Source organism: Nocardioides sp. (genome assembly GCF_041600255.1).
GTDB lineage: Bacteria > Actinomycetota > Actinomycetes > Propionibacteriales > Nocardioidaceae > Nocardioides.
The window spans coordinates 1-23,794 of sequence record NZ_JBFIKK010000041.1 but is presented as its reverse complement, the minus strand read 5'-3'; the positions used below and the strand labels follow the sequence as shown (position 1 = coordinate 23,794).

At 70.2% G+C, this 23,794-nt stretch carries 24 protein-coding genes; 6 read left to right on the top strand and 18 right to left on the bottom strand.

All coding sequences use genetic code 11. The annotated features are described in order from the left end of the window. The 9 genes from ABZE72_RS07125 to uvrA all read right to left on the bottom strand — a co-directional run. Positions 1–357: triose-phosphate isomerase (locus ABZE72_RS07125; RefSeq protein ID WP_372728316.1), on the bottom strand; the 357-nt coding region annotated here is incomplete at its 3' end. 11 nt (positions 358–368) lie between these two features. Then, positions 369–1,571, bottom strand: coding sequence for a phosphoglycerate kinase (pgk, locus tag ABZE72_RS07120; protein ID WP_372728317.1), 1,203 nt, complete (start codon positions 1,569–1,571; stop codon positions 369–371). An 11-nt stretch (positions 1,572–1,582) separates the two neighbouring features. After that, positions 1,583–2,578, bottom strand: coding sequence for a type I glyceraldehyde-3-phosphate dehydrogenase (gene gap / locus ABZE72_RS07115; RefSeq protein ID WP_372728315.1), 996 nt, complete (start codon positions 2,576–2,578; stop codon positions 1,583–1,585). 195 nt (positions 2,579–2,773) lie between these two features. Further along, on the bottom strand, positions 2,774–3,760 hold the full coding sequence (gene whiA / locus ABZE72_RS07110) for a DNA-binding protein WhiA (protein WP_372728314.1): 987 nt from the start codon (positions 3,758–3,760) through the stop codon (positions 2,774–2,776). A 13-nt stretch (positions 3,761–3,773) separates the two neighbouring features. Further along, entirely contained in the window at positions 3,774–4,739 is a 966-nt protein-coding gene (yvcK, locus tag ABZE72_RS07105) for a uridine diphosphate-N-acetylglucosamine-binding protein YvcK (RefSeq protein ID WP_372728313.1), read from the bottom strand. 4 nt (positions 4,740–4,743) lie between these two features. Beyond that, positions 4,744–5,631 carry an RNase adapter RapZ gene (gene rapZ / locus ABZE72_RS07100; RefSeq protein ID WP_372728312.1) on the bottom strand — a complete coding sequence of 296 codons (888 nt, stop codon included), beginning with the start codon at positions 5,629–5,631 and terminating at the stop codon, positions 4,744–4,746. Then, on the bottom strand, positions 5,631–7,640 hold the full coding sequence (gene uvrC / locus ABZE72_RS07095) for an excinuclease ABC subunit UvrC (RefSeq protein WP_372728311.1): 2,010 nt from the start codon (positions 7,638–7,640) through the stop codon (positions 5,631–5,633). The genes rapZ and uvrC overlap by 1 nt, the downstream gene beginning before the upstream one ends. A gap of 51 nt (positions 7,641–7,691) precedes the next feature. After that, complete coding sequence (locus ABZE72_RS07090) at positions 7,692–8,126, bottom strand: Rieske (2Fe-2S) protein (RefSeq protein ID WP_372728310.1); 435 nt, start codon at positions 8,124–8,126, stop codon at positions 7,692–7,694. 58 nt (positions 8,127–8,184) lie between these two features. Further along, positions 8,185–11,148 (bottom strand): excinuclease ABC subunit UvrA, encoded by a 2,964-nt coding sequence (uvrA, locus tag ABZE72_RS07085; protein ID WP_372728309.1) that lies wholly within the window; start codon positions 11,146–11,148, stop codon positions 8,185–8,187. Between the two features lie 136 nt (positions 11,149–11,284). Here uvrA and ABZE72_RS07080 point away from each other — a divergent pair, with 136 nt between their 5' ends. Genes ABZE72_RS07080 through ABZE72_RS07065 form a run of 4 tightly spaced genes read left to right on the top strand, consistent with a single transcriptional unit; the run spans position 11,285 to position 13,670 of the window. After that, a complete protein-coding gene (locus ABZE72_RS07080) occupies positions 11,285–12,019 on the top strand; it encodes a maleylpyruvate isomerase N-terminal domain-containing protein (RefSeq protein WP_372728308.1) in 735 nt (244 codons plus the stop codon). Then, complete coding sequence (locus ABZE72_RS07075; RefSeq protein WP_372728307.1) at positions 11,995–12,669, top strand: MBL fold metallo-hydrolase; 675 nt, start codon at positions 11,995–11,997, stop codon at positions 12,667–12,669. The genes ABZE72_RS07080 and ABZE72_RS07075 overlap by 25 nt, the downstream gene beginning before the upstream one ends. 2 nt (positions 12,670–12,671) lie before the next feature. Next, positions 12,672–13,136, top strand: coding sequence for a DUF4375 domain-containing protein (locus ABZE72_RS07070; protein ID WP_372728306.1), 465 nt, complete (start codon positions 12,672–12,674; stop codon positions 13,134–13,136). A 57-nt stretch (positions 13,137–13,193) separates the two neighbouring features. Beyond that, a complete protein-coding gene (locus ABZE72_RS07065) occupies positions 13,194–13,670 on the top strand; it encodes a cupin domain-containing protein (protein WP_372728305.1) in 477 nt (158 codons plus the stop codon). A 3-nt stretch (positions 13,671–13,673) separates the two neighbouring features. Here the strand turns inward: ABZE72_RS07065 and ABZE72_RS07060 are convergent, their stop codons facing one another. The 4 genes from ABZE72_RS07060 to ABZE72_RS07045 all read right to left on the bottom strand — a co-directional run bounded on the left by ABZE72_RS07060 (position 13,674) and on the right by ABZE72_RS07045 (position 18,280). Continuing rightward, positions 13,674–15,599, bottom strand: a complete 1,926-nt coding sequence (locus ABZE72_RS07060) for a hypothetical protein (RefSeq protein ID WP_372728304.1) — start codon at positions 15,597–15,599, stop codon at positions 13,674–13,676. 113 nt (positions 15,600–15,712) lie between these two features. Further along, positions 15,713–16,810, bottom strand: a complete 1,098-nt coding sequence (locus tag ABZE72_RS07055) for a 2Fe-2S iron-sulfur cluster-binding protein (protein ID WP_372728303.1) — start codon at positions 16,808–16,810, stop codon at positions 15,713–15,715. Beyond that, a complete protein-coding gene (locus ABZE72_RS07050) occupies positions 16,800–17,102 on the bottom strand; it encodes a hypothetical protein (protein WP_372728302.1) in 303 nt (100 codons plus the stop codon). The genes ABZE72_RS07055 and ABZE72_RS07050 overlap by 11 nt, the downstream gene beginning before the upstream one ends. Continuing rightward, on the bottom strand, positions 17,102–18,280 hold the full coding sequence (locus tag ABZE72_RS07045; RefSeq protein WP_372728301.1) for a Rieske 2Fe-2S domain-containing protein: 1,179 nt from the start codon (positions 18,278–18,280) through the stop codon (positions 17,102–17,104). The genes ABZE72_RS07050 and ABZE72_RS07045 overlap by 1 nt, the downstream gene beginning before the upstream one ends. 166 nt (positions 18,281–18,446) lie before the next feature. Here ABZE72_RS07045 and ABZE72_RS07040 point away from each other — a divergent pair, with 166 nt between their 5' ends. Both ABZE72_RS07040 and ABZE72_RS07035 read left to right on the top strand, forming a co-directional pair. Beyond that, positions 18,447–19,634 carry an acyl-CoA dehydrogenase family protein gene (locus ABZE72_RS07040; RefSeq protein WP_372728300.1) on the top strand — a complete coding sequence of 396 codons (1,188 nt, stop codon included), beginning with the start codon at positions 18,447–18,449 and terminating at the stop codon, positions 19,632–19,634. Positions 19,635–19,651: 17 nt separating this feature from the next. Further along, a complete protein-coding gene (locus ABZE72_RS07035) occupies positions 19,652–20,764 on the top strand; it encodes an acyl-CoA dehydrogenase family protein (RefSeq protein WP_372728299.1) in 1,113 nt (370 codons plus the stop codon). Positions 20,765–20,828: 64 nt separating this feature from the next. On the opposite strand, the gene ABZE72_RS07030 is transcribed toward ABZE72_RS07035, so the two are convergent. From ABZE72_RS07030 to ABZE72_RS07010, 5 genes are all read right to left on the bottom strand, one after another. Next, on the bottom strand, positions 20,829–21,227 hold the full coding sequence (locus tag ABZE72_RS07030) for a hypothetical protein (RefSeq protein WP_372728298.1): 399 nt from the start codon (positions 21,225–21,227) through the stop codon (positions 20,829–20,831). 106 nt (positions 21,228–21,333) lie between these two features. After that, positions 21,334–22,623 (bottom strand): HNH endonuclease, encoded by a 1,290-nt coding sequence (locus ABZE72_RS07025; RefSeq protein ID WP_372728297.1) that lies wholly within the window; start codon positions 22,621–22,623, stop codon positions 21,334–21,336. 152 nt (positions 22,624–22,775) lie between these two features. After that, the gene (locus ABZE72_RS07020; protein ID WP_372728296.1) at positions 22,776–23,045 is read right to left on the bottom strand and encodes a hypothetical protein; all 270 of its coding nucleotides are present in this window, start codon (positions 23,043–23,045) and stop codon (positions 22,776–22,778) included. Positions 23,046–23,106: 61 nt separating this feature from the next. Further along, on the bottom strand, positions 23,107–23,574 hold the full coding sequence (locus ABZE72_RS07015; protein WP_372728295.1) for a hypothetical protein: 468 nt from the start codon (positions 23,572–23,574) through the stop codon (positions 23,107–23,109). Positions 23,575–23,608: 34 nt separating this feature from the next. Then, positions 23,609–23,794 (bottom strand): hypothetical protein (locus tag ABZE72_RS07010; RefSeq protein WP_372728294.1); only part of this gene is annotated, 186 nt, incomplete at its 5' end.

The window sequence follows — 23,794 nt, the reverse complement described above, 5'->3', positions numbered from 1 at the left end:
GTTGACGACCTCGTCGGTCTCGGCGTGGTACTCGCGCCGCTCCGAGTGACCGACCACGACGTAGCTGCAGCCGAGCTTGGCCAGCATGCCGGCCGAGATCTCACCGGTGTAGGCGCCGCTGTCGTGCATCGACACGTCCTGAGCGGCGTACTTCACCGACAGCCGGTCACCATCGACCAGGGTCTGCACCGAACGCAGGTCGGTGAAGGGCGGCACCACCACGACCTCGACCTTGCCGAAGTCGTGGCGCTTGTCAGACAGCGTCCAAGCGAGTTTCTGGACCAGCACCACCGCTTCCTGGTGGTTGAGGTTCATCTTCCAGTTGCCCGCCATCAGCGGGACGCGGTTCGTGGCCATGGGTTTCCTTCTCAGCTCTCGAGGACGACGATGCCGGGGAGTTCCTTGCCCTCGAGGTACTCGAGGCTGGCACCCCCGCCGGTGGAGATGTGGCCGAACGCCTGCTCGTCGAAGCCGAGCGCTCGGACGGCGGCCGCGGAGTCACCGCCGCCGACGACGGAGAGACCTTCGACCTCGGTCAGTGCCTGCGCCACGGCCCGCGTGCCCTCGGCGAAGGCAGCGACCTCGAAGACGCCCATCGGCCCGTTCCAGAAGACGGTGCGAGCGTCCGACAGTGCCGAGGCGAACGCAGCGCCGGACTGTGGGCCGATGTCGAGCCCCAGGCAGTCGGCCGGGATCTCGGCAGCCGGCACGACACGTGGCTCGGGTGAGCGGTCGCCACCGGGGAACGCGCTGTCCACGACGATGTCGGTGGGCAGCAGGATCTCGACGCCGGTCTCCTGGGCCCGGGCGAGGTAGCTCCGACAGGTGTCGAGCTGGTCCTCCTCGAGCAGGCTCTTGCCGACCTCGTGACCCTGGGCCTTGAGGAACGTGAAGACCATGCCGCCACCGATCAGCAGCTTGTCGGCCTTGCCGAGGAGGTTGTCGATCACCCCGAGCTTGTCGGAGACCTTCGACCCACCCAGCACGACCACGTAGGGCCGCTCCGGGCTCTCGGTCAGGCGCTTCATCACGTCCAGCTCGGTCGACACCAGACCGCCCATGGCGTGCGGCAACCGCTGCGCGACGTCGTAGACCGAGGCCTGCTTGCGGTGCACGACGCCGAAGCCGTCGGAGACGAAGGCGTCGGCCAGGGCCGCCAGCTCGTCCGCGAACGCGGCCCGCTCGGCGTCGTCCTTGCTGGTCTCGCCCGCGTTGAAGCGGACGTTCTCCAGCACGGCCACCTGACCGTCCGACAGTCCGGAGACGGTCTCCCGGGCGATGTCCCCGACGGTGTCGGTGGCGAAGGCCACCGGCGCCTCGAGCAGCTCACCGAGCCGGGCGGCCACCGGGCCCAGCGAGTACGCCGGGTCCGGGGCTCCCTTCGGGCGACCGAGGTGGGCGGTCACCACCACCCGGGCGCCGGCCTCGGCCAGTGCCCGGATGGTGGGGACGCTGGCCCTGATCCGGCCGTCGTCGGTGATGGTGGTGCCGTCGAGCGGGACGTTGAGGTCCGAGCGGACCAGCACGCGCTTGCCCCGCAGGCCGCCGAGCTGGTCGGCCAGGGTGTCGATGCCCGTCACGATCAGAGGGTCTCGCCGACGTAGGAGATGAGGTCCACGAGGCGGTTGGAGTAGCCCCACTCGTTGTCGTACCAGCCGACGACCTTGACCTGGTTGCCGATCACCTTGGTGAGCGGAGCGTCGAAGATGCAGGACGCCGGGTCGGTGACGATGTCGGAGGAGACGATCGGGTCGGTCGAGTAGCGCAGGAAGCGGCCGTCGGCGGCCTTCTCGATGATCGCGTTGACCTCCTCGACGCTGGTCTCGCGGCCGGCCTCGAAGGTGAGGTCGGTGGCCGAGCCGGTCGGGACCGGGACACGCAGCGCGTAGCCGTCGAGCTTGCCCTTGAGCTCGGGCATGACCAGACCGATCGCCTTGGCGGCGCCGGTCGAGGTGGGCACCACGTTGAGGGCCGCGGCGCGGGCGCGACGCAGGTCCTTGTGGATGTTGTCCTGCAGGTTCTGGTCGGCCGTGTAGGCGTGGATGGTCGTCATCAGACCCTTGACGATGCCGAGCTCGTCGTGGAGGGCCTTGGCCATCGGCGCCAGGCAGTTCGTGGTGCAGGACGCGTTCGAGATCACGTGGTGCGACGAGGCGTCGTAGTCGGTGTGGTTGACGCCCATCACGACGGTGATGTCCTCGTTGGAGGCGGGCGCCGAGATGATGACCTTCTTGGCGCCGCCGTCGATGTGGGCGCGGGCCTTGGTGGCGTCGGTGAAGAAGCCGGTGGACTCGACGACGACGTCGACGTCCAGGTCGCCCCACTTGAGGGCGGCCGGGTCGCGCTCGGCGAACGCGGCGATCCGCTGGTCTCCGACCATGATCGCGTCGTCGCTGGCGGAGACGTCGGCGTCGAGGCGACCCAGGATCGAGTCGTACTTCAGCAGGTGGGCCAGCACCGCGTTGTCGGTGAGGTCGTTGATGCCGACGATCTCGATGTCGGCTCCGGAGGCACGAACGGCCCGGAAGAAGTTGCGGCCGATGCGGCCGAATCCGTTGATACCTACGCGAACGGTCACTGGTGGGGCTCCTCTGATACGGGTGCGCTACTGATGTCACGAGTCGGATGGGGTCCCTCGGACCCGCATGCCAGCGACCCTATCGCCTGCCGCGGACAGCACCGGCCGGGTGTCCCGGGGTACGGCCCGGTAACAAGCGGCCGGCCTCGACCGTCAGGCCGCGGAGCGGTGCGCGCGAGGGTCCCCCGGGAAGGCTCAGACCTCGTCGGCGAGCATCTCCGGGGTCAACGACGACTCGGTGTCGGGGATGCCGAGCTCCTCGGCACGCTTGTCGGCCATCGCCAGCAGTCGCCGGATCCGTCCGGCGATCGCGTCCTTGGTCAGCACCGGCTCGTGCAGCTGGCCAAGCTCCTCCAGGGAGGCCTGCTTGTGCTCGAGCCGGAGCGTGCCGGCCAGGCGCAGGTGATCGGGCACCTCGTCGCCCAGGATCTCCATCGCCCGGTCCACGCGCGCGCCGGCGGCCACGGCCGCCCGGGCGGAGCGCCGCAGGTTGGCGTCGTCGAAGTTGGCCAGCCGGTTCGCGGTGGCCCGCACCTCGCGACGCATCCGTCGCTCCTCCCACGCCATCAGCGACTCGTGGGTCCCCAGCCGGGTCAGCAGCTGTGCGATGGCGTCACCGTCCCGGATCACCACGCGGTCGACGCCGCGGACCTCACGTGCCTTGGCCTGGATGCCGAGCCGACGCGCCACGCCGACCAGGGCCAGGGCGGCCTCCGGCCCCGGGCAGGTGACCTCGAGGGCCGACGACCTTCCGGGCTCGGTCAGCGAGCCGTGGGCGAGGAAGGCGCCGCGCCAGGCGGCGACCGCGTCGCAGCCGCCGCCGGAGACGACGGCGGGGGGCAGCCCCCGCACGGGCCGTCCACGCTGGTCCAGCAGTCCGGTCTGGCGGGCCAGGGCCTCGCCGTCCTTGACGACGCGGACGATGTAGCGGCTGCCCTTGCGGATGCCGTTGCCCTGCACCATCACCACGTCGCTGGCGTGGCCGTAGACCTCGGCGATGTCCTTGCGCAGGCGTCGGGCAGCGGCGCCGGTGTCGAGCTCGGCCTCCACGACGATGCGTCCGCTGACGATGTGCAGCCCACCCGCGAAACGCAGCAAAGAGGCGACTTCCGCCTTGCGGCAGCAGGTCTTCGTGATCGGAGTGTTGGACAGCTCCGCCTTCACCTGTGCCGTCATCGCCATGTGCGTGATCCTGTCATGTCGGTCCATCACCTTCGCCGAAAATCCTCGCACAGGCGGCCGCCAGCCGGGCGGGGTCGTGGCGAGGGGTGCCGTCGTCCTCCGCGAGATCCTCCACGACGACACGGGCGCCGTGCGCAGCGGCCACGTGCTCGAGCTCGGCGAGGCCCTCCCCCACACTGGTCCGATCGGCCAGCACGGTGTCGATCCGCAGCTGCGGAGCGTGTTCGGCCAGGGCTGCCAGGTGGTCCCCGGGGCCGAAGCCCGGGGTCTCGCCGGCCTGCTCGTCGAGGTTGAGCACCAGCAGGATCCGGGCAGGGGTGCTCACCAGCGCGTCGCGAAGGTCCGGCACCAGCAGGTGCGGGATCACCGAGGTGAACCACGACCCGGGCCCGAGGACCACCCACGAGGCCTCACGCACCGCCTCGACGGCCTCCGGGCAGGCCAGCGGCTCCGCGGGGTCGAGCCGGACGCCGGCGATCACGCCTGCGGTGGTGGCCACCTCGACCTGGCCCCTGACCACGGTGAGCCGGTCGGCGTCCGTGGGGTCGAGTCCGCGTACGTCGGCCTCGATGTCCAACGAGGTCAGGGCCATCGGCAACACTCGTCCCGAGGCGCCGAGCAGCCGCCCCACCCAGTCGAGGGCCTTGACGTGGTCGCCGAGCAGCTCCCACAGGCTGACGATCAGCAGGTTGCCGACCACGTGGCCGTTCATCTCGCCCTGACCGGCGAAGCGGTGCTGGAGGACCCGCGACCAGGTCTCGCCCCACTCGTCGTCGCCGCACAGCGCCGCCAGCGCCATTCGCAGGTCGCCGGGCGGCAGGACGCCGAACTCGCCGCGCAGTCGGCCCGAGGAGCCACCGTTGTCCGCGACGGTCACGACCGCGGTGACGTCGGTGGCCACCCGGCGCAGGGCGCGCAGGGAGGCATGCAGACCGTGCCCTCCGCCGAGTGCGACCACGGAGCGCTTCGTCAACTCCACGCGGTCACTCCCGGCCGAGGTCTCGGTGCGAGGCCCGGGTGGAGTACCCGAGCCGGGTCAACCGCTTCGCGATCTCCTCCGTCATCGCCACGCTGCGGTGCTTGCCGCCGGTGCACCCGACGGCGATCGTCATGAAGCGCTTGCCCTCGCGGAGGTAGCCCTCCGCCACGCCGCTGAGTAGCGTCAGGTAGCTGTCGAGGAACTCGGCGGCACCGTCGCGGCTCTTGACGTACGCCGCGACCTCCGGGTCTCGACCCGTGCCGGAACGCAGCTCCGGCACCCAGTAGGGGTTGGGCAGGAAGCGCATGTCCGCGACGTAGTCGGCGTCGACCGGGATGCCGTACTTGAAGCCGAAGCTGACCACCGTGACGGTCAGGCGGGTGGTGTCCGGGGTGCCGAAGGCGCCGGCCATCTGGTCGGTGAGCTGGTGGACGTTGAGCAGCGTGGTGTCGATGACGAGGTCCGCCTCGCTGCGCAGCTCCGCCAGCACCTCGCGTTCCCGGACCAGGCCGTCCAGCAACCGGCCGTCACCCTGCAGCGGGTGCGGTCGCCGGGCCGCCTCCTGGCGCCGGACGAGCACGTCGTTGGTCGCGTCGAGGAAGACCAGGGTGGTCCGGCGACCTGTCTGCCCCTGGGCGAGGTTGGCGCGCAGGGAGCCGAAGAACGATCCCGACCGCACGTCGACCACCACCGCAATGGGCTGGCCGGAGCCGTGTGTCTCGTCGACCAGCCGTACGACGTCGCGCAGCAGCGCCGGGGGCAGGTTGTCCACGACGTAGAACCCGAGGTCCTCCAGCTCCTTGGCCGCGGTGCTGCGGCCGGCACCGGTCATCCCGGTGACGACGACGAGCTCACCCTCGTGCTGGGAGTTGGGGTCGCGGGACGGGTCCATCAGGACTCCTCGATCTCGCCGGTGGCGGTGTTGATGCTGGTGATCACGGGGCCAGTCTGGCCACTCGTGCCGCTCACCGCATCCTTGATGGCGGCCGCGGTGCGCGGCCCGATGCCGGGGACGAAGGCGATCTCCTCGACCGACGCCTCCCGGAGCTTCTTCAGCGAGCCGAAGTGCTTGAGCAGCGTCTTGCGACGCACCTCCCCCAGCCCGGGCACCTCGTCGAGCAGGCTCTCGACCATCGTCTTGGAACGACGGGAGCGGTGGTGGGCGATCGCGAACCGGTGGGCCTCGTCCCGGATCCGCTGCAGCAGGTAGAGACCTTCGGACGAGCGCGCCAGGATGACCGGGTCCTCCTGACCGGGCAGCCAGACCTCCTCCAGCCGCTTGGCGAGACCGCAGACGGCGATGTCGTCGATCCCGAGCTGGTCGAGCGCCTGCTGGGCGGCCGCCACCTGCGGCGGGCCCCCGTCCACGACGACCAGCCCGGGTGCGTACGCGAACTTGCGCGGCCGACCGGTGTCGGGGTCGACCAGCATCGGGCCGCTCTCGGTGGAGACCTCCTGGCTGCGGGCCTGCTCGTCGAGCAGTCGCCGGAACCGTCGCGTGATCACCTCGTGCATGGAGGCGACATCGTTCTGTCCCTCGACCCCCTTGATCACGAAGCGGCGGTACTCCCCCTTGCGGACCAGGCCGTCCTCGAAGACCACCATCGACGCCACCACCTCGGTGCCCTGGAGGTTGGAGACGTCGTAGCACTCGATCCGCAACGGCACCTCGTCGAGCTCGAGCGCCAGCTGGATCTCCTCCAGCGCCCGGTTGCGGGTGGTCAGGTCGCTGGCGCGCCGGGTCTTGTGCAGCACCAGCGCCTGGCCGGCGTTGCGGGCCACGGTCTCCTGCAACGTCTTCTTGTCGCCGCGTTGCGGCACCCGGATGGAGACCCTGCCGCCGCGCAGCTCGCCGAGGAGCTCTTCGAAGGTCTCGGCGTCGGGGGGCAGCGCGGGGACCAGGATCTCGCGCGGGATCGCGTCGCCGCCCTCGTCGCCGGAGCCGGCGTAGAGCTGGAGGAGGAAGTCCTGGATCAGCTCGGGCGTGTCGCCCTCGTCCACCCGGTCGGCCACCCAGCCGCGCTGTCCGCGGATCCGACCGCCGCGGACGTAGAAGATCTGGACGGCCACCTCGAGCGGGTCCTCGGCCAGGGCGATCACGTCCGCGTCGGTACCGTCCCCGAGCACGACGGCCTGCTTCTCGAGCGCCTTCTCCAGCGCGCCCAGGTCGTCGCGCAGCCGGGCCGCCTTCTCGAAGTCCAGCTCCTCGGAGGCGGCGTACATCTCCTTGCGGATGCGCTTGACGAACGCCGTGGTCTGACCACCCATGAAGTCGCAGAAGTCGTTCACGATCGCCCGATGCTCCTCGGGGCTGACGTTGCCGACGCACGGTGCCGCGCACTTGTCGATGTAGCCCAGCAGGCAGGGCCGCCCGATCTGGGCGGAGCGCTTGAAGACGCCGTTGCTGCAGGAGCGCATCGGGAAGACCCGCAGCAGCTGGTCGACGGTCTCGCGGATCGCCCAGGCATGGCTGTAGGGCCCGAAGTAGCGGGTGCCCTTGCGCTTGGCGCCGCGCCCGACCATCACCCGGGGGAACTCGTCACCGACGGTGACGGCGAGCCAGGGGTAGGACTTGTCGTCGCGGTACTTCACGTTGAAGCGAGGGTCGTACTCCTTGATCCAGGAGTACTCCAGCTGCAGCGCCTCCACCTCGGTGTTGACCGTGGTCCACTCCACGCTGGCCGCCGTGGTGACCATGGTGGCGGTACGCGGGTGCAGGTTCCCGATGTCCTGGAAGTACGACGACAGCCGCGCCCGCAGGTTCTTCGCCTTGCCCACGTAGACCACCCGGCCGCGGGGGTCGCGGAACCGGTAGACGCCCGGCTGGGTCGGGATCGAGCCGGGCTCGGGTCGGTAGGACAGGGGCGACCGGGTGGGGCGCGGGGGTCGTCCGGGAGTCACCTGCCAAGCCTACGGGCGGGCGGGGACACGTCGACCGGGAGCACCGGTCGCTCAGGGGATCGAGATCTCGCCGCCGGCGTCCACGGAGAGCTCCACCGACGGCAGCGGCGCCGACGCCGGTCCGCCCTGGACCGACCCGTCCTCGATGGAGAACTTGCTGCCGTGGCAGCGGCAGTTGATCGTGCCGTCGGAGATCGAGGAGACGACACAGCCCTGGTGCGTGCAGATCCCGGAGAACCCGCGGAACTCGCCCTCGCTGGGCTGGGTGACGACCACCTTCGCGTCGGCGAAGATCTCGCCCCCGCCGACCGGGATGTCCTCGGCGGACGCCAGGGCGCCGGCGTCGACCTCGACCGAGGGGGCAGCCGACCCGGACCCGGGCGACGTGGAGGACTCGGAACTGCAGGCCGCGAGCACGGGAAGGGCGAGCCCCACCCCCACGGCGCCTGCGAGCGTGTGACGACGGCTGACGGGGTCGGTGTTCACGAAGGTTCTCCCTCGGTGGCGGGCACGATCACCACGACCCTAGCCCCACCGCCTCGGCTCACGAGCCCTTCGCGACCCGCTTGCGCGCCGCCGACTTCTTCGCCGGGCCCTTCGCGGCCGCGACCTTCGTGGCTGCTACCTTGCGGGTCGGCTGCTTCGCCTCGCGGCCCTTCAGCAGCGGCGCCAGGAACTCGCCGGTGAAGCTGTCCGGGTGCGCCGCGACCGCCTCCGGCGTGCCCTCGGCCACCACCATGCCGCCTCGCGACCCGCCCTCGGGACCCATGTCGACCAGCCAGTCGGCGGTCTTGATCACGTCGAGGTTGTGCTCGATCACCAGGACCGTGTTGCCCTGGTCGACCAGACGCCCCAGGACCAGCAGCAGCTTGCGGATGTCCTCGAAGTGCAGACCCGTGGTGGGCTCGTCGAGCACGTAGACGGTGCGACCGGTGGAGCGCTTCTGCAGCTCCGAGGAGAGCTTGACCCGCTGCGCCTCACCGCCCGACAGCGTGGTGGCAGGCTGCCCGAGGCGGACGTAGCCCAGCCCCACCTCGACCAGCGTCTTCAGGTGACGGCTGATCGCCGGGACAGCGGCGAAGAAGTCCACCGCCTCCTCGATCGGCATGTCGAGGACCTCGGCGATCGTCTTGCCCTTGTAGTGCACCTCGAGGGTCTCGCGGTTGTAGCGCGCACCGTGACAGACCTCGCACGGTACGTAGACGTCCGGCAGGAAGTTCATCTCGATCTTGATCGTGCCGTCGCCCGAGCAGGCCTCGCAGCGCCCACCCTTGACGTTGAACGAGAAGCGCCCCTGCAGGTAGCCGCGCATCTTCGCCTCCGGGGTGGCGGCGAAGAGCTTGCGGACGTGGTCGAAGACCCCGGTGTACGTCGCGGGGTTCGACCGCGGAGTACGCCCGATCGGCGACTGGTCGACGTGGATCACCTTGTCGACGTGCTCGAGTCCGGTGATCTTCTGGTGTCGCCCGGGGACCGCGCGGGCGTTGTAGATCTGTTTGGCCAGCGAGGTGTAGAGGATGTCGTTGACCAGCGTCGACTTCCCCGAGCCGGAGACCCCGGTGACGGCGACGAAGAGGCCGAGCGGGAAGGCCACCGTGACGTCGCGCAGGTTGTGCTCGCGAGCACCGTGCACGACGAGCTCGCGGCCCGTCGTACGCGGTCGACGCAGCTCGGGGACCGGGATCTCGCGACGCCCGGAGAGGTACTGACCGGTCAGCGAGTCGGCATGCGTGAGCAGGTCGGCGACCTTGCCGGAGTGCACCACCTGGCCGCCGTGCTCGCCCGCCCCCGGGCCGATGTCGACGACCCAGTCGGCGGCGCGGATGGTGTCCTCGTCGTGCTCCACGACGATCAGGGTGTTGCCCAGCTCCTTGAGCCGCACCAGCGTCTCGATCAGGCGGTGGTTGTCGCGCTGGTGCAGGCCGATCGAGGGCTCGTCCAGGACGTAGAGAACGCCGACGAGCCCGGCGCCGATCTGGGTGGCGAGCCGGATGCGCTGGGCCTCGCCACCGCTGAGCGAGCCCGAGGGCCGGTTCAGCGAGAGGTAGTCGAGACCCACGTCGAGCAGGAAGTTGAGCCGTTCCTGGATCTCCTTGAGCACCCGCTCACCGATCTGACGCTCGCGCGCGGAGAGGTCGAGGTTGCGCAGGAAGTCGGCGGTCTCGTTGATCGGCATCGCGCAGAGCTCGGCGATGTTCAGGCCGCCGGCCTCACGTGAGCCGAGCGTGACGGCCATCGAGACCGGCTTGAGGCGGCTGCCCTGGCAGGCCGGGCACGGCACCTCGCGCATGAACCCCTCGAAGCGCTCGCGGCTGGTGTCGGACTCCGCCTCGCGGTGCCGGCGCTCGATGTAGGAGCGGACGCCCTCGAACTCGGCGTAGTAGGCGCGCTCGCGTCCGTACCGGTTCCGGGTGACGACGTGCACCTTGGTGGCGTGGCCGTCGAGCAGCGACTTCTGGGCCTTGGCGGAGAGCTTCTCCCACGGGGTGTTCAGGTCGAAGCCGAGCTCCTCGCCCAGCGCACCCATCAGCCGCAGGAAGTAGTCGGCGACGTGGGCCTGGCTCCAGGGCTGGATCGCCCCCTCGCCGAGCGTGGCCTGGGGGTTGGGCACCACGAGCTCGGGGTCGACCTCCATCCGGGTGCCGAGGCCGTGGCAGACCCCGCACGCACCGAAGGGCGAGTTGAAGGAGAACGAGCGCGGCTCGAGCTCGTCGGTGTCGATCTGATGGTCGTTGGGGCAGGCCATCTTCTCGCTGAACCGCTGCTCGCGGGCCGGGTCCTTGGCGGGCAGGTCGACGAAGTCGAAGGTCACCAGCCCGCCCGCCAGCTTGAGCGCCGTCTCCACCGAGTCGGTCAGCCGGCGCTTCGCGGTCTCCTTGACGGCGAGCCGGTCGACGACGACCTCGATCGTGTGCTTCTTCTGCTTGTCGAGCTTCGGCGGGTCGTCGAGCTGATGGGTCTCCCCGTTGACCCGGGCACGCGAGAACCCCTGGGCCTGCAGCTCCTTGAAGAGCTCGACGTACTCGCCCTTGCGGCCGCGGATCACCGGGGCGAGCACCTGGAAGCGCTTCCCCTCCTCCAGCGCCATCACCCGGTCCACGATCTGCTGCGGGGTCTGCCGTTCGATCGGGGCGCCGCAGGTGGGGCAGTGCGGGCGGCCGGCCCGGGCGTAGAGCAGCCGCAGGTAGTCGTAGACCTCGGTGATCGTGCCCACCGTCGAGCGAGGGTTCTTCGAGGTCGACTTCTGGTCGATGGAGACCGCCGGGGAGAGGCCCTCGATGAAGTCGACGTCGGGCTTGTCCATCTGGCCGAGGAACTGACGGGCGTACGCCGAGAGCGACTCCACGTAGCGCCGCTGACCCTCGGCGAAGATCGTGTCGAAGGCCAACGAGGACTTGCCCGAGCCGGACAGACCCGTGAACACGATGAGCGAGTCGCGGGGCAGGTCGAGCGAGACGTCCTTGAGGTTGTGCTCGCGGGCCCCGCGGATGATGAGCTGATCGGCCACGCTGGGTCCTTGACGGTCGGGAGTGGATTCGAACAAGTGTTCGGCATGGCGGCGCCGGGTGCAACTCGCCACGCGGTCCCCACAGAATCTCACGGCACACCAACTCGGCGAAGGCGACAGGTGTTCAATGGCGAGCATGAGCCTCGAGACGCTGCCCGCCACCCTGGAGTCGACGCGTCGGCTGATCCGAACCGTCGACGCCCTGACCGACGAGGAACTGCTCGCCGACTCACTGCTCCCCTGCTGGTCCCGGGGGCACGTGGTCGCCCACCTCGCCCGCAACGCCGAGGGGATCGCCGACGCCCTGAACGGGCTGGCGCAGGGCGAGGAGGTCCCGATGTACGCCTCGCAGGAGGCCCGCGACCGGGACATCGAGGAGCTCGTCGAGCAGGGGCCGGCTGCGATGCGCGACGCGCTGATGTCGGGCTGCCACCGTTTCCAGGAAGCCGTCGAGAACCTGCCCGAGGCGTGCTGGACGGGCTCGTTCCCCCGGGTGCCGGGTGGCCAGCGCTTCGAGGTCGCCGACATCGTCGCGACGCGTCGTCGTGAGGTGGAGGTCCACCACGCCGACCTCGGCGCGCAGTACTCCCCCGATGACTGGCCGGACGACTTCGTCGTGGAGCTCCTCGACACGGTGGTCGTCGACCACGCGGACGACGGCCCGTTCGTGGTGCAGGCGACCGACCTCGACCGACGCTGGAGCGTGGGCCTCCGCCCGGACCCGGACGCCGGCGACCACCTGCAGGTCGTCTCGGGCACGGGCGGCGACCTCGGCTGGTGGCTCACCGGACGCGGCCAGGGCGGCGGACTCGCGGCGGACCCGGGGGGCCTGCCTAAGATCGGTCCATGGCGACGTACACCGGCGAGGTGACCCCCGGCGGACCTCCACAGGTCCGCGAGCTCACCCACCTGACGATCACCAAGGTTGCGGTCGACCCGCAGATGTCGAACAACTGCTACCTGCTGCGCTGCCGGGGCACGGCGGCGCAACTGCTCGTCGATGCCGCGGACGACGCGCCACGCCTGCTGTCCCTGATCGGGGACGCCGGACTCACCACCGTGGTCACCACCCACGAGCACTGGGACCACCACCGCGCCCTGGCTGCTGTCGTCGCGGAGACCGAGCCGGCCGTGATCGCCGGGACGGCCGACGCCGGGGCCATCACCCAGCAGACCGGCGTCCCGGTGAGCCGCACGGTGGGGGACGGCGACACGATCCGGTTCGGCGACTGCACGCTGAGCGTCATCGCTCTCGCCGGTCACACGCCCGGGTCCATCGCCCTGCGCTACGACGACCCCGACGGGCACACGCACCTCTTCACCGGCGACTCGCTCTTCCCCGGCGGGGTCGGCAACACCTTCGGCAACGCCGACAACTTCCGCAGCCTGATCGACGACGTGGAGACGAAGGTCTTCGGCGCGCTGGCGGACGACACCTGGTTCTACCCCGGCCACGGGAACGACTCGACGATCGGCGCCGAGCGCCCGCACGTCGCCGAGTGGCGGGCCCGGGGCTGGTGAGCATGGACTCACTGCTCCTGGCGACCCCCGCGACGAGCGAGGGCGCCTTCCAGTACGCCTTCTCGCACCTCGCGGAGAGCGAACAGGCCGACCCGGGAGCCTGGTCCCGGATGGCCGACGAACAGCGACACGTCTTCGCCCTCGGCACGCTCCGCCTGGAGGTGGCCGGCGGCGGCTTCGAGGGCTACTTCCTCTACGCCGGCGGCGACACCGCGCCGGCGGCACTCGAGGCGGCTGACCTGATCGGTCCGGAGTGGGTGGGCCTCGTCAGCGACGCGTGTGCGCTCTTCGGCGACCACTACCCCGTGGACCGGGAGTCCCGGGAGATCGCGGTCAACGAACTGCTGCACCGCGACCCCCGGGTCTTCGCCGCCCTGGACGCACGGTTCGACGCCCTGCCGGCCAGCGAGGCCGACGCCCGCCTCGACGCCTACGTGTGGGAACACCGCGCGGCGTTCTTCGACTGACCGGCGCTGGTCCAGCCAGCACTGGTCGAGCGGTCGCCGTGGTGGCATCGTGGAGCGATGGAGCGCCGCATCATCCGCGCCGGCACCGGCGAGATCTCCGGGCCGCCTGACGGCTGCCGGGACCGATTCCTGATCGACTCGAAGACCTGGGGCGGCGGCCTCGGCGTCGTCGAGCACCTGCTGGCCCCGCGCTCGATCGCGGCGCCGATGCACGTCCACACCCAGGAGGACGAGTTCAGCTTCATCCTCGAGGGGCGCGTCTGGGCCCAGTTCGGGGACGAGGAGGTGGTGGCCGAGGTCGGCGACCTGGTGTTCAAGCCTCGCGGCGAGTGGCACACCTTCTGGAACGCCGGGGACCAGCCCGCCCGACTGCTGGAGATGATCTCGCCGGGCGGCCTGGAGGAGCTGTTCCGTGCCATCGACGCCGCCGGTGAGGACGTCGACGTCGGCGCACTGGCCGCCCCCTACGGCTGCGAGGCCGATCTGGAGCGGACGCTGCCCATCATCGAGAAGTACGGGCTGACCTTCGGCTGAGGGTCAGGAGGCGCTGCGCCAGGCCCGGCTGAAGCTGTCCAGGTAGCCCTGCGCAGCCTCGGGACCCGGCACCATCAGGGTGACGCCGTCGCTGCCCAGGCCACGGTCGGTCCAGGACGGTCCACCGGTCCAGACGCGCTGCACGCCGGCGGTGCGGCCGTAGCGGCCGTCGACGACGAGCACCTGCTGCCCCACAGCCGTACGGCGCAGCGGGACGCCGGCCGCGGCGAGGGTGCGGCGTACGCCCTTCTTGGTGGCGGAGCCGTGGGCCACGACCACGTCGCAGCCCTTGGACTTCAGTTTGCCGAGCCGGCGGGCGATGGCGAGGCCACGCTCGCCCGACCAGGCCCGGGCCGAGACCCGGACGTTGGTGCGACCGTCGTCGGTGTGCAGCCCGCGGGCGCCGGTGCAGCGGACGGGGGCGAGGGCGCGGAGCATCGGGTCCCGGGTGCCGGGGTCGACGGGGTAGAACTGAGCGCGCATCGCCCCGAAGCTGGCGGCCCTGCCCGCGGTGTCGTCGTCGCTCGGGGCGCTCATCCGGTCGAACATGTCGCGGTAGCCGGCGTAGACCTCGGGGTCCGAGGAGCGCATCACGTCGCTGAACCGGTCGCTGTTCTCGTCGGTGAACGGGCCGGAGCCGATCATGGTGAGGTCGGTGGTGCCGCCGGCGCGGCTGACCAGCAGGGCGTTCAGCTCCTGGCCACCGGTGCCGCCCTGGCAGCTCCCGGAACACCGGGTGACCCAGGAGGTGGCCGAGGTGTCGGTGCCGAGCACGGCTTGCAGACGCTTCTCGTCCGCGGTGGCCCGACCGCCGCCGAGGATCACCTGGACGGCGATCCCCTCCGCGTGGGCGCCGAGCAGCGAGGCGGTCAGCGCCTTGTTGGCGATCCGGCTGGTGACCAGGCGGACCTCGGCGCCGACCTCGGCGTCCTGGATGGCACGGGTGACCCGGTTGAGGACCCGGTGCCGATCGGCGGGGCCGCCGAGCGGTCCGTTGAAGAGCGGTCCGTCCTCGAAGAGGTCGACGGGCTGGTAGGTCATCACCACCGCGTCGTGGTCGGAGTTGAAGCCGCGCACGATCTCGGAACGCTCCAGGACGAGCCCGGAGTCGTGCTTGACGGTCATTCCGTAGTCGAGCAGCGAGGTGGGCCCGCGCGATCCCTCCAACGGCATGTCGAAGTTGACCAGGTCGCCGAGACGGTCGGTGGGCAGACCCTTGACCTGACGTCGTCGGTCGGCGAGGTAGTTGACGTTGAGGTCCCCGGCAGCGAAGACGTGCTCGGTCGTGGTGAACAGCTGGACGATCTCGCGGCGGAGCATCCGCAGGTGCTTGCGCAGCCGCGGGATCCGGTGCATGTCGGAGGCCTGGGCGTCGAACGAGGCCTGGGCGATGGTGTGGGTGTTGATGAAGCCGAAGACCTTGCCGGTCGCGATCTCGCGAAGCCGGACGACGTTGATGTAGCGGCTCGGGGTGACCCGGTTCTCCGGCCCGTGGGTCTTCACGGTCCGGCCGGTGATCAACCGGAAGCGCTTACGGTCCCAGATGATCGGGATGGCCACGCCGCCCTCGGCGGGCATGTACCAGCCCCAGTCGTTCTCCCGGCACAGCTCCATCAGCGTCTGCCGGTCCACCAGCTCCGACATCTCCTGCAGGCCGCCGGCGTCGCCGAGGGTGAAGGCCTTGACCATGTCGGCGCGGGCCTTCTTCGTGCCCATGTCATGGCGGATGTTGAGCGTGAACGCCGTGAACGTCGGCGACGGCAGGGCGCGTGCGACCGGACGGAGGTCACCGGTGCCGGTCTCCGGGGTCGGGACGGTCATCAGCAGACCGACAGCCAGGGCGAGCGAGAGCCCGACGGTCGTCGCGACCGAGGTCAACGAGGACAGCGTGCGCGCAAGCGAGGTACGAGTCGTGGTGGGGGGAACCACGGGTCTCCTTCAGACAGAGGGGGGGACCGCTGGAGGGCGGCCGAGAACCTCTGAATCACACCAGTCACACAGGTCACAGACAAGCGGTTTGGTTGAATTACAAACTTGTAGTTTCAGTGGTAGGTGACCTTGACCACGTCCGTCATCGGCAGCGACTGACAGCCCAGCCGGATGCCGTCGGCGAGGTCCTCCTCGTCGAGCACGTCGTTGCGGAGCATCCGGACCTCGCCCTCGAGCAGGCGGATCGCGCAGGCCGAGCACTCACCCTCGCGACAGGAGAACGGCGCCTTGACGCCCTTCGCCTCGAGGTGGTCGAGCAGCTTGGTGCCCGGCGTCCAGTCGTCGAAGGTGTACTCCTCGCCGTCCAGCTCGACCTCGAGCTTCACCGGCCCTTGCGGGTCCCCCGCGGCCGGGTCCTCGGCGGTGTCGAGCTCGTCGGTCTCGGCGGCGGCGATCTCGCTCTCCGCCGCGCGGATCTCCTCGACGTCCCCGAACGGGTTCCCGCCCAGCGAGACGAACTTCTCCTGGTGGCGACGTTCGCGCGGGAAATCCAGCTCGCGCAGTGCCGCGATGGTCAGCTTCATGAACGGGGCCGGCCCGCAGACGAAGGCGTCGTACGAGGTGAAGTTGCTCGCGAACGCCCGCAGTTGGTCCTGACTGGGCAGACCCTGCACGGACTCCAGCCAGTGCACGACCGTGAGCCGATCCGGGTGCTGCGCGGCCAGCTCGGCCAGGTCCTGGGCGAAGATCACGGACTTCTCGTCGCGGTTGGCGTAGAAGAGCACGATCCGGCCGCTGCCCTGGGCGAGCGCGGTCCGGGTGATCGAGAGGATCGGGGTCACCCCGCTGCCGCCGGCGAAGAGCAGCAGGTCGGCGCTGAGCGAGGCAGGGGTGAAGATGCCGCTGGGCGGCAGCACCCGCAGCGTGTCACCGGCGTGCAGGTGGTCGCAGATCCAGTTGGAGGCGTAACCGTCCGCGGTCCGCTTGACCGTGATCGTGATCGGGCCACCACCGACCGGGCTGCTGGAGAGCGAGTAGCAGCGGGCAGCGATACCGGTCCGGTCGCTGGGCACCGCCACGGTCAGGAACTGGCCGGGCTTGTAGACGAAGTGCTCGGCGAGGTCGTCGGGCACCTCGAAGGTGATCGAGTGCGCGTCGGCGGTCTCCTCGACGACGTCGAGGACCTTCAGCACGTAGGAGTCAGTATCCATCTTCAGCTCCGATCGGGACGTCGCCTGCCTCCACGGCGGCGTCGATGCTGGCCAGCAGGCGGGGACACGCGGCGTACACCGGGCGGCCTCCGGGCTGGGCGGCCAGGCGGGCGAACTCCTGACAGTCTTCCAGCGCCGTGGTCGTCCACTGGATCGAGGTGTGGTGCTCGGAGTTCTTCTTGACCCCGACCCGGGCCAGGCAGTCGAGGCAGGAGACCTCGACGAGCCGCGCCTGGGTGTAGAGCCGCTGGTCCTCGAGCGTCTCCGGACGGGTCGGGACGAACGACGCCATCAGGCGCCCGCCGTGGCCCCGGCAGCGTTGTCGGCAGCGTTCTCCGCGGGGTTCTCCGCGGCGTCCTCGGCCAACTTCTTCGCCAGGTTCTCCGCCACCTCTTCCTGCCAGAACTCGTTGGCGCGAGTGGTGTCGACCTCGAACTCGAAGCGGTCGGTCATGTCCGGGGTGACGTCCGCGACGTCGACGTAGAACTGCTCGTACCACCGACGCAGCTGGTAGACCGGGCCGTCCTCCTCGCAGAGCAACGGGTTCTGCACCGGCACCTTGTTCTTCCAGATGTGCACGTCCTGGAGGAAGCCCCCACCGAACATCTCGGCGTACTTCGTGCTGATGAACTGCGCGGTGGCGTCGTCGAGGCCCTCGGGCTTCTTCACCGTGATCCCGTACTGCAGCGTGAAGGAGTCCGGGCCGGTCGGGATGTGGCAGTTGATCAGGATGACCTCGGTGCGGAATCCCTTGTAGTCCACGTCGAGCCAGTTGATCATGTACGACGGCCCGTAGTAGGTGGCTTCGGACTTGAGGAAGAGGTCGGCGTCGCCGTACCCGCCGCTCATGTCCGGACGGCCCTTGGACTCCATGAACTGGGTGGCCTGGTGGCCCTCGAAGACGTTGCGGAAGCTCGTCGGGAACGAGAAGTGCACGTAGTAGAAGTGCGCCATGTCCACGACGTTGTCGATCAGCTCACGGCAGTGCGAGTCCGTGATCGGCACGACCTCCCAGGTCCAGTCGGTGTACTCGCCGGTGCCGATGCCGGGCAGCTCGATCGGGAGCACGTCGTGGTCGGGGGCGCTGCCCTCGACGTCGTGCCAGATCAGCAGCTGCTCGTTGCGAATGACGGTGGGGTACTTCTGGGTGCGAGCGCGCAGCGGCACGCGGCGGGCGTACGGGATCGCCTTGCACTTGCCGTCGCCGCCCCAGCGCCAGTCGTGGAACGGGCAGGCGATCTCGTCACCCTTGACGGTGCCCTGGGTGAGGTCGCCGCCCATGTGCCGGCAGTAGCCGTCGAGGACCTGGAGCTCGCCCTGGGTGTCGGCCCACACCACGAGCTGCCCGCCGAACGCCTCGACCCGGTGCGGCTTGCCGTCGGAGAAGTCCTTCGCCAGGCCCAGGCAGTACCAGCCCCGGGCGAACCGCTCGGGCGGGGCGCCCTTGTCGAGGTATCGGGTGTCGCTCATCGCATGTCTCCCAGTGCTGAACACCCCGTCACGGAGATCCGTGGCGAAGACGTGTGGACCAAAACAAGAACAGGTTATAGTTTTTGGCGTGGTGGTGCCAGCACTGCCCACCAACTTGCCGGACGGACGCCGTCTCACGCAGCACCCAGATCCAGGGAGAGCCCCCATGCACGTGGCACTGAAGCCGGAGCACCGGCAGCTGAAGGAGGAGCTCCGCGAGTACTTCGCCGCTCTCGTCACTCCCGAGCGCCGGGCCGCCCTCGCCTCCTCCTCGGGTGAGTTCGGGGACGCCGAGACGTACAAGGAGGTCATCCGCCAGCTCGGCACCGACGGATGGCTCGGCATCGGCTGGCCGAAGGAGTACGGCGGCCAGGCCCGCTCGATGATCGAGCAGCTGATCTTCACCGACGCCGCGGCCGTGGCCGGCGTACCGATCCCCTACCTGACGCTGAACACGGTCGGGCCGACGATCATGCGCTACGGCACGCAGGCCCAGAAGGAGTACTTCCTCCCCCGCATCCTGGCCGGCGAGCTGCACTTCTCGATCGGCTACTCCGAGCCCGGCTCCGGCACCGACCTGGCCTCGCTGAAGACCCGAGCGGTCCTCGAGGGCGACGAGTGGGTGATCAACGGCCAGAAGATGTGGACCTCGCTGATCCAGTACGCCGACTGGGTGTGGTTGGCCTGCCGCACCGACCCGGACCTGCCCCGGCACAAGGGCCTCTCGATGATCCTGATGCCCGCCGACGCGCCCGGCTTCAGCTACACCCCGGTGCAGACCGTCGCCGGGGTGGGCACCAGCGCGACCTACTACGAGGACGTCCGGGTGCCGGCCGAGAACCTGGTCGGCGAGCTGAACGGCGGCTGGTCGCTGATGACCAACCAGCTCAACCACGAGCGCGTGGCGCTGACCTCCTCCGCCCCGCTGGTGCACTCGATCGGCCTGGTCCGGCAGTGGGCCCAGGAGACCAAGAACCCCGACGGCCAGCGCGTCATCGACTCCGAGTGGGTGCAGATCGCTCTTGGCCGTGCGCACGCCCGGACCGAGGCCCTCACCCTGATCAACTGGAAGCTCGCCTCGGACGCCGACGCGGGCGTCGACCTCTCCCCCGCCGAGGCCTCCGCCACCAAGGTCTACGGCTCCGAGCTGGCCACCGAGGTCTACCGCTCGCTGATGGAGATCGTCGGGCCGAACGCCGGGATCACCGGCTCCTCCGAGGGTGCGGTGCTGGCCGGCCGCCTGGAGCGGTACCACCGCTCGGCCCTGGTGATGACCTTCGGCGGCGGCACCAACGAGATCCAGCGCGACATCATCGGCTACGTCGGGCTCGGCCTTCCGGCCGCGAAGCGCTGACGAGGACAGGGACGGACATGGACTTCACCTTCACCCCCGAGCAGGACGAGGCCGCCGAGCTGGCGGCGCGGATCCTGCGCGACCGCGCCACCAACGAGCGGATGAAAGCGGTCGAGCACGCCGGCGACCGCTTCGACCGGGAGCTGTGGACCGAGCTCGGCTCGGCCGGCCTGCTCTCCCTCGCGCTGCCCGAGGAGTACGACGGCGCCGGCCTGGGGCTGATCGAGCTCTGCCGGGTCCTGGTCGAGGTCGGCCGCACCGTCGCTCCGGTGCCGCTGGCGGCCCACGGACCCGCTGCGCTCGTGATCGCCGAGTTCGGCGACGACGAGCAGAAGCGGGCCTGGTTGCCCGGCGCTGCGGCCGGCCACACGGTGCTGGCGCCCGCGGTGGCCGAGGAACGTGCCTTCGCCCCCGTCCGCCCCACCACCGTCGCCTCCCCCGACGGTGACGGCTTCCGGGTGAGCGGGAGCAAGGCGATCGTCCCCGCCGGCACGCACGCGGACGTGTTCCTGGTGCCGGCCGAGACCCCGGACGGAGTCGCCGTCATCCTGGTCCGTCCCGACGACGCCGGCGTCCACGTCACCGCCCAACGCTTCTCCGACGGGGACCTGGTCGCCCGGCTCGACCTGGACGCGGTGCAGGTGGACGCCTCGCGGGTGCTGGGGCCGGCCGACGGGACCGTGGACCACCGACTCCGGCAGCTCTTGGTGATCGCCGCCTCGGCCGAGCAGCTCGGGGTGACCGAGGGCGCGCTCGCGCTGACGTCGTCGTACGCCAAGACGCGCGAGCAGTTCGGTCGCGCCATCGGCACCTTCCAGGCCGTCTCGCAGCGCCTGGCCGACGGGTTCATCGACGTCCTGGGTCAGCGGCTGACGCTCTGGCAGGCCGTCTGGCGGCTCGAGGAGGGGTTGCCCTCCGACGCCGAGGTGGCGACCGCCAAGCTCTGGGCCGCCGACGCCGGGCACCGGCTGGCGCACACCACCGTGCACGTGCACGGCGGTGTCGGCATCGACATGGACGGCGAGGCGCACCGGTACTTCACGACCGCGAAGCGTTTCGAGTTCCTGCACGGCGCCGCTACCGAGCAGGCCCTGAACGTGGGCCGGGTGCTCGCCGCCGAGCCCGTGTGAGGTCGACCCCGTTCGACCTCATCGACTGACGAGCGCCATCAGCGGCAGACCCGTGCGCGTCGACTCAGCAGCCGACCCACAGGACCTGCCGCCATCCCGTCCCGTCGACCTCAACGTAGGTCCAGGCGAGACGAACAGGACCTTCCCAGCCCCGGCCGCTCGGCGGCAGGCAGTCCGGCCTCCCGCCTTCGTGGCGCCCACCGTTGGCGTCGGTCCAGGCAACGCGGAGCGGGACGGACACGTACCAGCCGTCATGCAGGACGCAACTGATGGTGCCCTGAGCCGAGAGGCAGCTGACTTCCTCGGTGACGACCCGCGAGCTGCGACCGACCGCGAATCCCGCACAGGCCACCGCCACGAACATGAGCACAAGCACGAGCACGAGACCAGGGAGCGCCCACCGGTGGTGCACCCGGAGATCCCGGTCGGGTTGAAGGACCGGCTCGACGTCAGGCTGACTCATGCCGGAAACGTAGTGGATCCACTCACCCACCGGCGGATGCGCGCGGCTGACGGTCGGGGACGTGCCCCGGGCCCCGCTGGTCGTGGATCGGCGGGGTGTGGGGCGGTCAGGGTTGTCGGTCCCGGCTGACGTCGCGGGTGCCGGTGGCATCGCGGAGGTAGGTGTAGCCGTGCGGGCTGTTCCACAGGAACGATCCCGGATCGAGGCGGGTGTAGCGCCAGCCGCCGTGGGTCTTGAGCCGGTGGTGACGCCTGCATAAGGGCGCAATGTTGTCGGAGGTGGTGCTGCCACCGGCGTCGTAGGGCTGGAGGTGGTCGCTGTCGCAGCCCCGGGCCGACCGGGTGCACCACGGGAACACGCAGGTCGGGTTGAGCAGAACGGACTGGTCGCGGATCCGGTCGGGCACTTCGTAGGCGTCGACGTGGTGGTGCTCGGCCAGATCGATCACCGGCTTGATCACCACACTGGTGTCGGGGTTCGTGCACCAACCCCGGACCTGCTCCACGGTGATCGGGGTGCGGCCGTTCTCCAGCCGGCCGATCGCGGCGTCGGCGAGGTGGACGTGCAGGACCAGCTGCTTGGGCGGCCGCGGCACCGCCGGCGCCACTGCGCCCGACGAATCCTCGCCGGCCGCCAGATCCAAGGACAACTGGTGTCGCGCCAGCCCGGCGAGCGCCTGGGAGCGGCGTACGTCCAGGGTCTCGGTCGAGCCGAGATCGGCCAAGGTCTGCGCCCCCGCGGTGACGGCGAGGTCGAGGTCCATCGCGTCCGCGACGTCGAGGGTGCCCCAGACGTCGACGGTGCCGTCGATCCCGGAGTGCTGCTGCCCGATGTGGAAACCCCTCGAGTCCGCAGCTGCCAGCCGTTGCGCTTCGGCCTCGGCAGGCATGCAGCGGGCGATCGCGGTCTGGATCGTGCGCTCCAACTGCGACAGGCGGATCTTCTGCGCAAACGGCGCCACCCGGTCATCCACGAACCGCGCGGCCTCTGCTGAGAGCGCGATGGTGGACTTGGCGATCCGGCGGGCCTTCCATGCCACCAGGTCACCGCGGACCACGCGCTGCCAGATCCTCGGGAGCCGGTGCCGCAACTCGACGGCCTCCCCGACGTACGCCTTGCCGACCTCGGTCGGCAGCCCGATCGCCGCCGCGAACTCCGGGATCGAGAACTCCGCCACCAATGGGGCACCCGGGCCGGCGACCGGCACCTCGGTCTGCCCGAACCCCGGGTCATAGGTCACCGCCGCATCCGCCAACGACTCGGTCGAGTGCATCCCCGCCCACGCCACCGCCGCCTGCAACAAGTTCGCCTCGGCAACGTCGGCGACCGACCGCTGACCTCGCGCGAAGTCGAGCACCGCAGCAGCGGTGTCCACGTCGGCGAGCGTCTCGGTCATGGATCAATTCCACCAGCGACCACCGACATTTCGACCCCCGGAACCGGCCGATCTTCCACCATCCGGACAGAAGATTTCCTGGGCACTCCCACCCAGCTTCGACCCCAGGACAACGGCAGTCCGAACCACGCGGATCGCGGCAGAAGCGGGCGTCAGCCACGCACGGCGTCAGCGTTCACACGAAGGTCGCGGAAGTCGACAACGGCCAAGTGGGCCGCCGAGACGAACCACGCCAAGTCGCCACCCCCGACGACCCAAATGTCCTCGATGATCTGCTCGGGAGGCGACGCCTCGCCGTAGCAGTCATGCCATGCGAAGTCGAGCAAGGCCAGCGCATCGAGGGCTGCAGCCGCCTGCCCTCCAAACACCTCGTCGGCCCGTTGCGCTCGTGCTTCCCTGCGGTCACTACTGCTCGCCACCATGAGCGGAGTCTCTCAGCCCCTCCGGCTCATCGGCATGAGCGAGCACGTCCCGCCCCCGCCCTCACCGCGCGAGCGCCACCCCGGTCCACCGCTCGTCCCCGCTCACGTCCATGACCACGTCCAGCCACTCGGGCACGGCCCGCGACACCCGGTCACCGTCGTCGATCTCCGCCACCAGCGTGCCGTCCGCGTGCTCGTCGATCGCGACGACCCAGCCGTCACGGCGTACCACCCAGCGCGTCTTGCGCAACTCCGTCGCCGGCAGCGCCGACAGCACCGCCCACTCGTCCTCGTCGAGGTAGAAGTTGGTGCAGGCGACCTCGGCCGGCCCCTCGCTGAGCCGCACCTTGTGCCCGAGCTTGCGTACGACCCTGCCGTCCTCGGCCCGGACCTCGCGCAGCCGCATCCGGGTCCCAGTGAGATACCGGTCCACGATCTCCCGCGTCTCGACCAGGCCACCCTCGGGCAGGCCAGCGATCAGGAACCGCCGCTCCCGCTCCACCACGGCGTACTTCAGCGAGACCGTCATGCCCGCCAGCCTGCCCGACGCCGCAGCGCTGCGGTCAGACCGACCCGCCCGTGTCCTGCCGCGTCGCCGGCGACTCCCTGGCCGCCCGGGCGACCTTGCGGTCGGTGAGCACGATCCACAGCGCCAGCGCCGCCCCGGCCAGCACCGCGAACATGAAGAAGACCATCGCGATCGCCGGGTAGCCCCAGATCCGGTGGTCGCTGGGCACCCGCATCATCGC

Bases quoted from the DNA above. Each gene is read 5' to 3' on its own strand.
- whiA (WP_372728314.1), bottom strand. From the start codon at position 3,760: ATGGCGATGACGGCACAGGTGAAGGCGGAGCTGTCCAACACTCCGATC.
- rapZ (WP_372728312.1), bottom strand. From the start codon at position 5,631: ATGGACCCGTCCCGCGACCCCAACTCCCAGCACGAGGGTGAGCTCGTC.
- ABZE72_RS07080 (WP_372728308.1), top strand. From the start codon at position 11,285: ATGAGCCTCGAGACGCTGCCCGCCACCCTGGAGTCGACGCGTCGGCTG.
- ABZE72_RS07075 (WP_372728307.1), top strand. From the start codon at position 11,995: ATGGCGACGTACACCGGCGAGGTGACCCCCGGCGGACCTCCACAGGTC.
- ABZE72_RS07070 (WP_372728306.1), top strand. From the start codon at position 12,672: ATGGACTCACTGCTCCTGGCGACCCCCGCGACGAGCGAGGGCGCCTTC.
- ABZE72_RS07065 (WP_372728305.1), top strand. From the start codon at position 13,194: ATGGAGCGCCGCATCATCCGCGCCGGCACCGGCGAGATCTCCGGGCCG.
- ABZE72_RS07055 (WP_372728303.1), bottom strand. From the start codon at position 16,810: ATGGATACTGACTCCTACGTGCTGAAGGTCCTCGACGTCGTCGAGGAG.
- ABZE72_RS07050 (WP_372728302.1), bottom strand. From the start codon at position 17,102: ATGGCGTCGTTCGTCCCGACCCGTCCGGAGACGCTCGAGGACCAGCGG.
- ABZE72_RS07045 (WP_372728301.1), bottom strand. From the start codon at position 18,280: ATGAGCGACACCCGATACCTCGACAAGGGCGCCCCGCCCGAGCGGTTC.
- ABZE72_RS07040 (WP_372728300.1), top strand. From the start codon at position 18,447: ATGCACGTGGCACTGAAGCCGGAGCACCGGCAGCTGAAGGAGGAGCTC.
- ABZE72_RS07035 (WP_372728299.1), top strand. From the start codon at position 19,652: ATGGACTTCACCTTCACCCCCGAGCAGGACGAGGCCGCCGAGCTGGCG.
- ABZE72_RS07030 (WP_372728298.1), bottom strand. From the start codon at position 21,227: ATGAGTCAGCCTGACGTCGAGCCGGTCCTTCAACCCGACCGGGATCTC.
- ABZE72_RS07025 (WP_372728297.1), bottom strand. From the start codon at position 22,623: ATGACCGAGACGCTCGCCGACGTGGACACCGCTGCTGCGGTGCTCGAC.
- ABZE72_RS07020 (WP_372728296.1), bottom strand. From the start codon at position 23,045: ATGGTGGCGAGCAGTAGTGACCGCAGGGAAGCACGAGCGCAACGGGCC.
- ABZE72_RS07015 (WP_372728295.1), bottom strand. From the start codon at position 23,574: ATGACGGTCTCGCTGAAGTACGCCGTGGTGGAGCGGGAGCGGCGGTTC.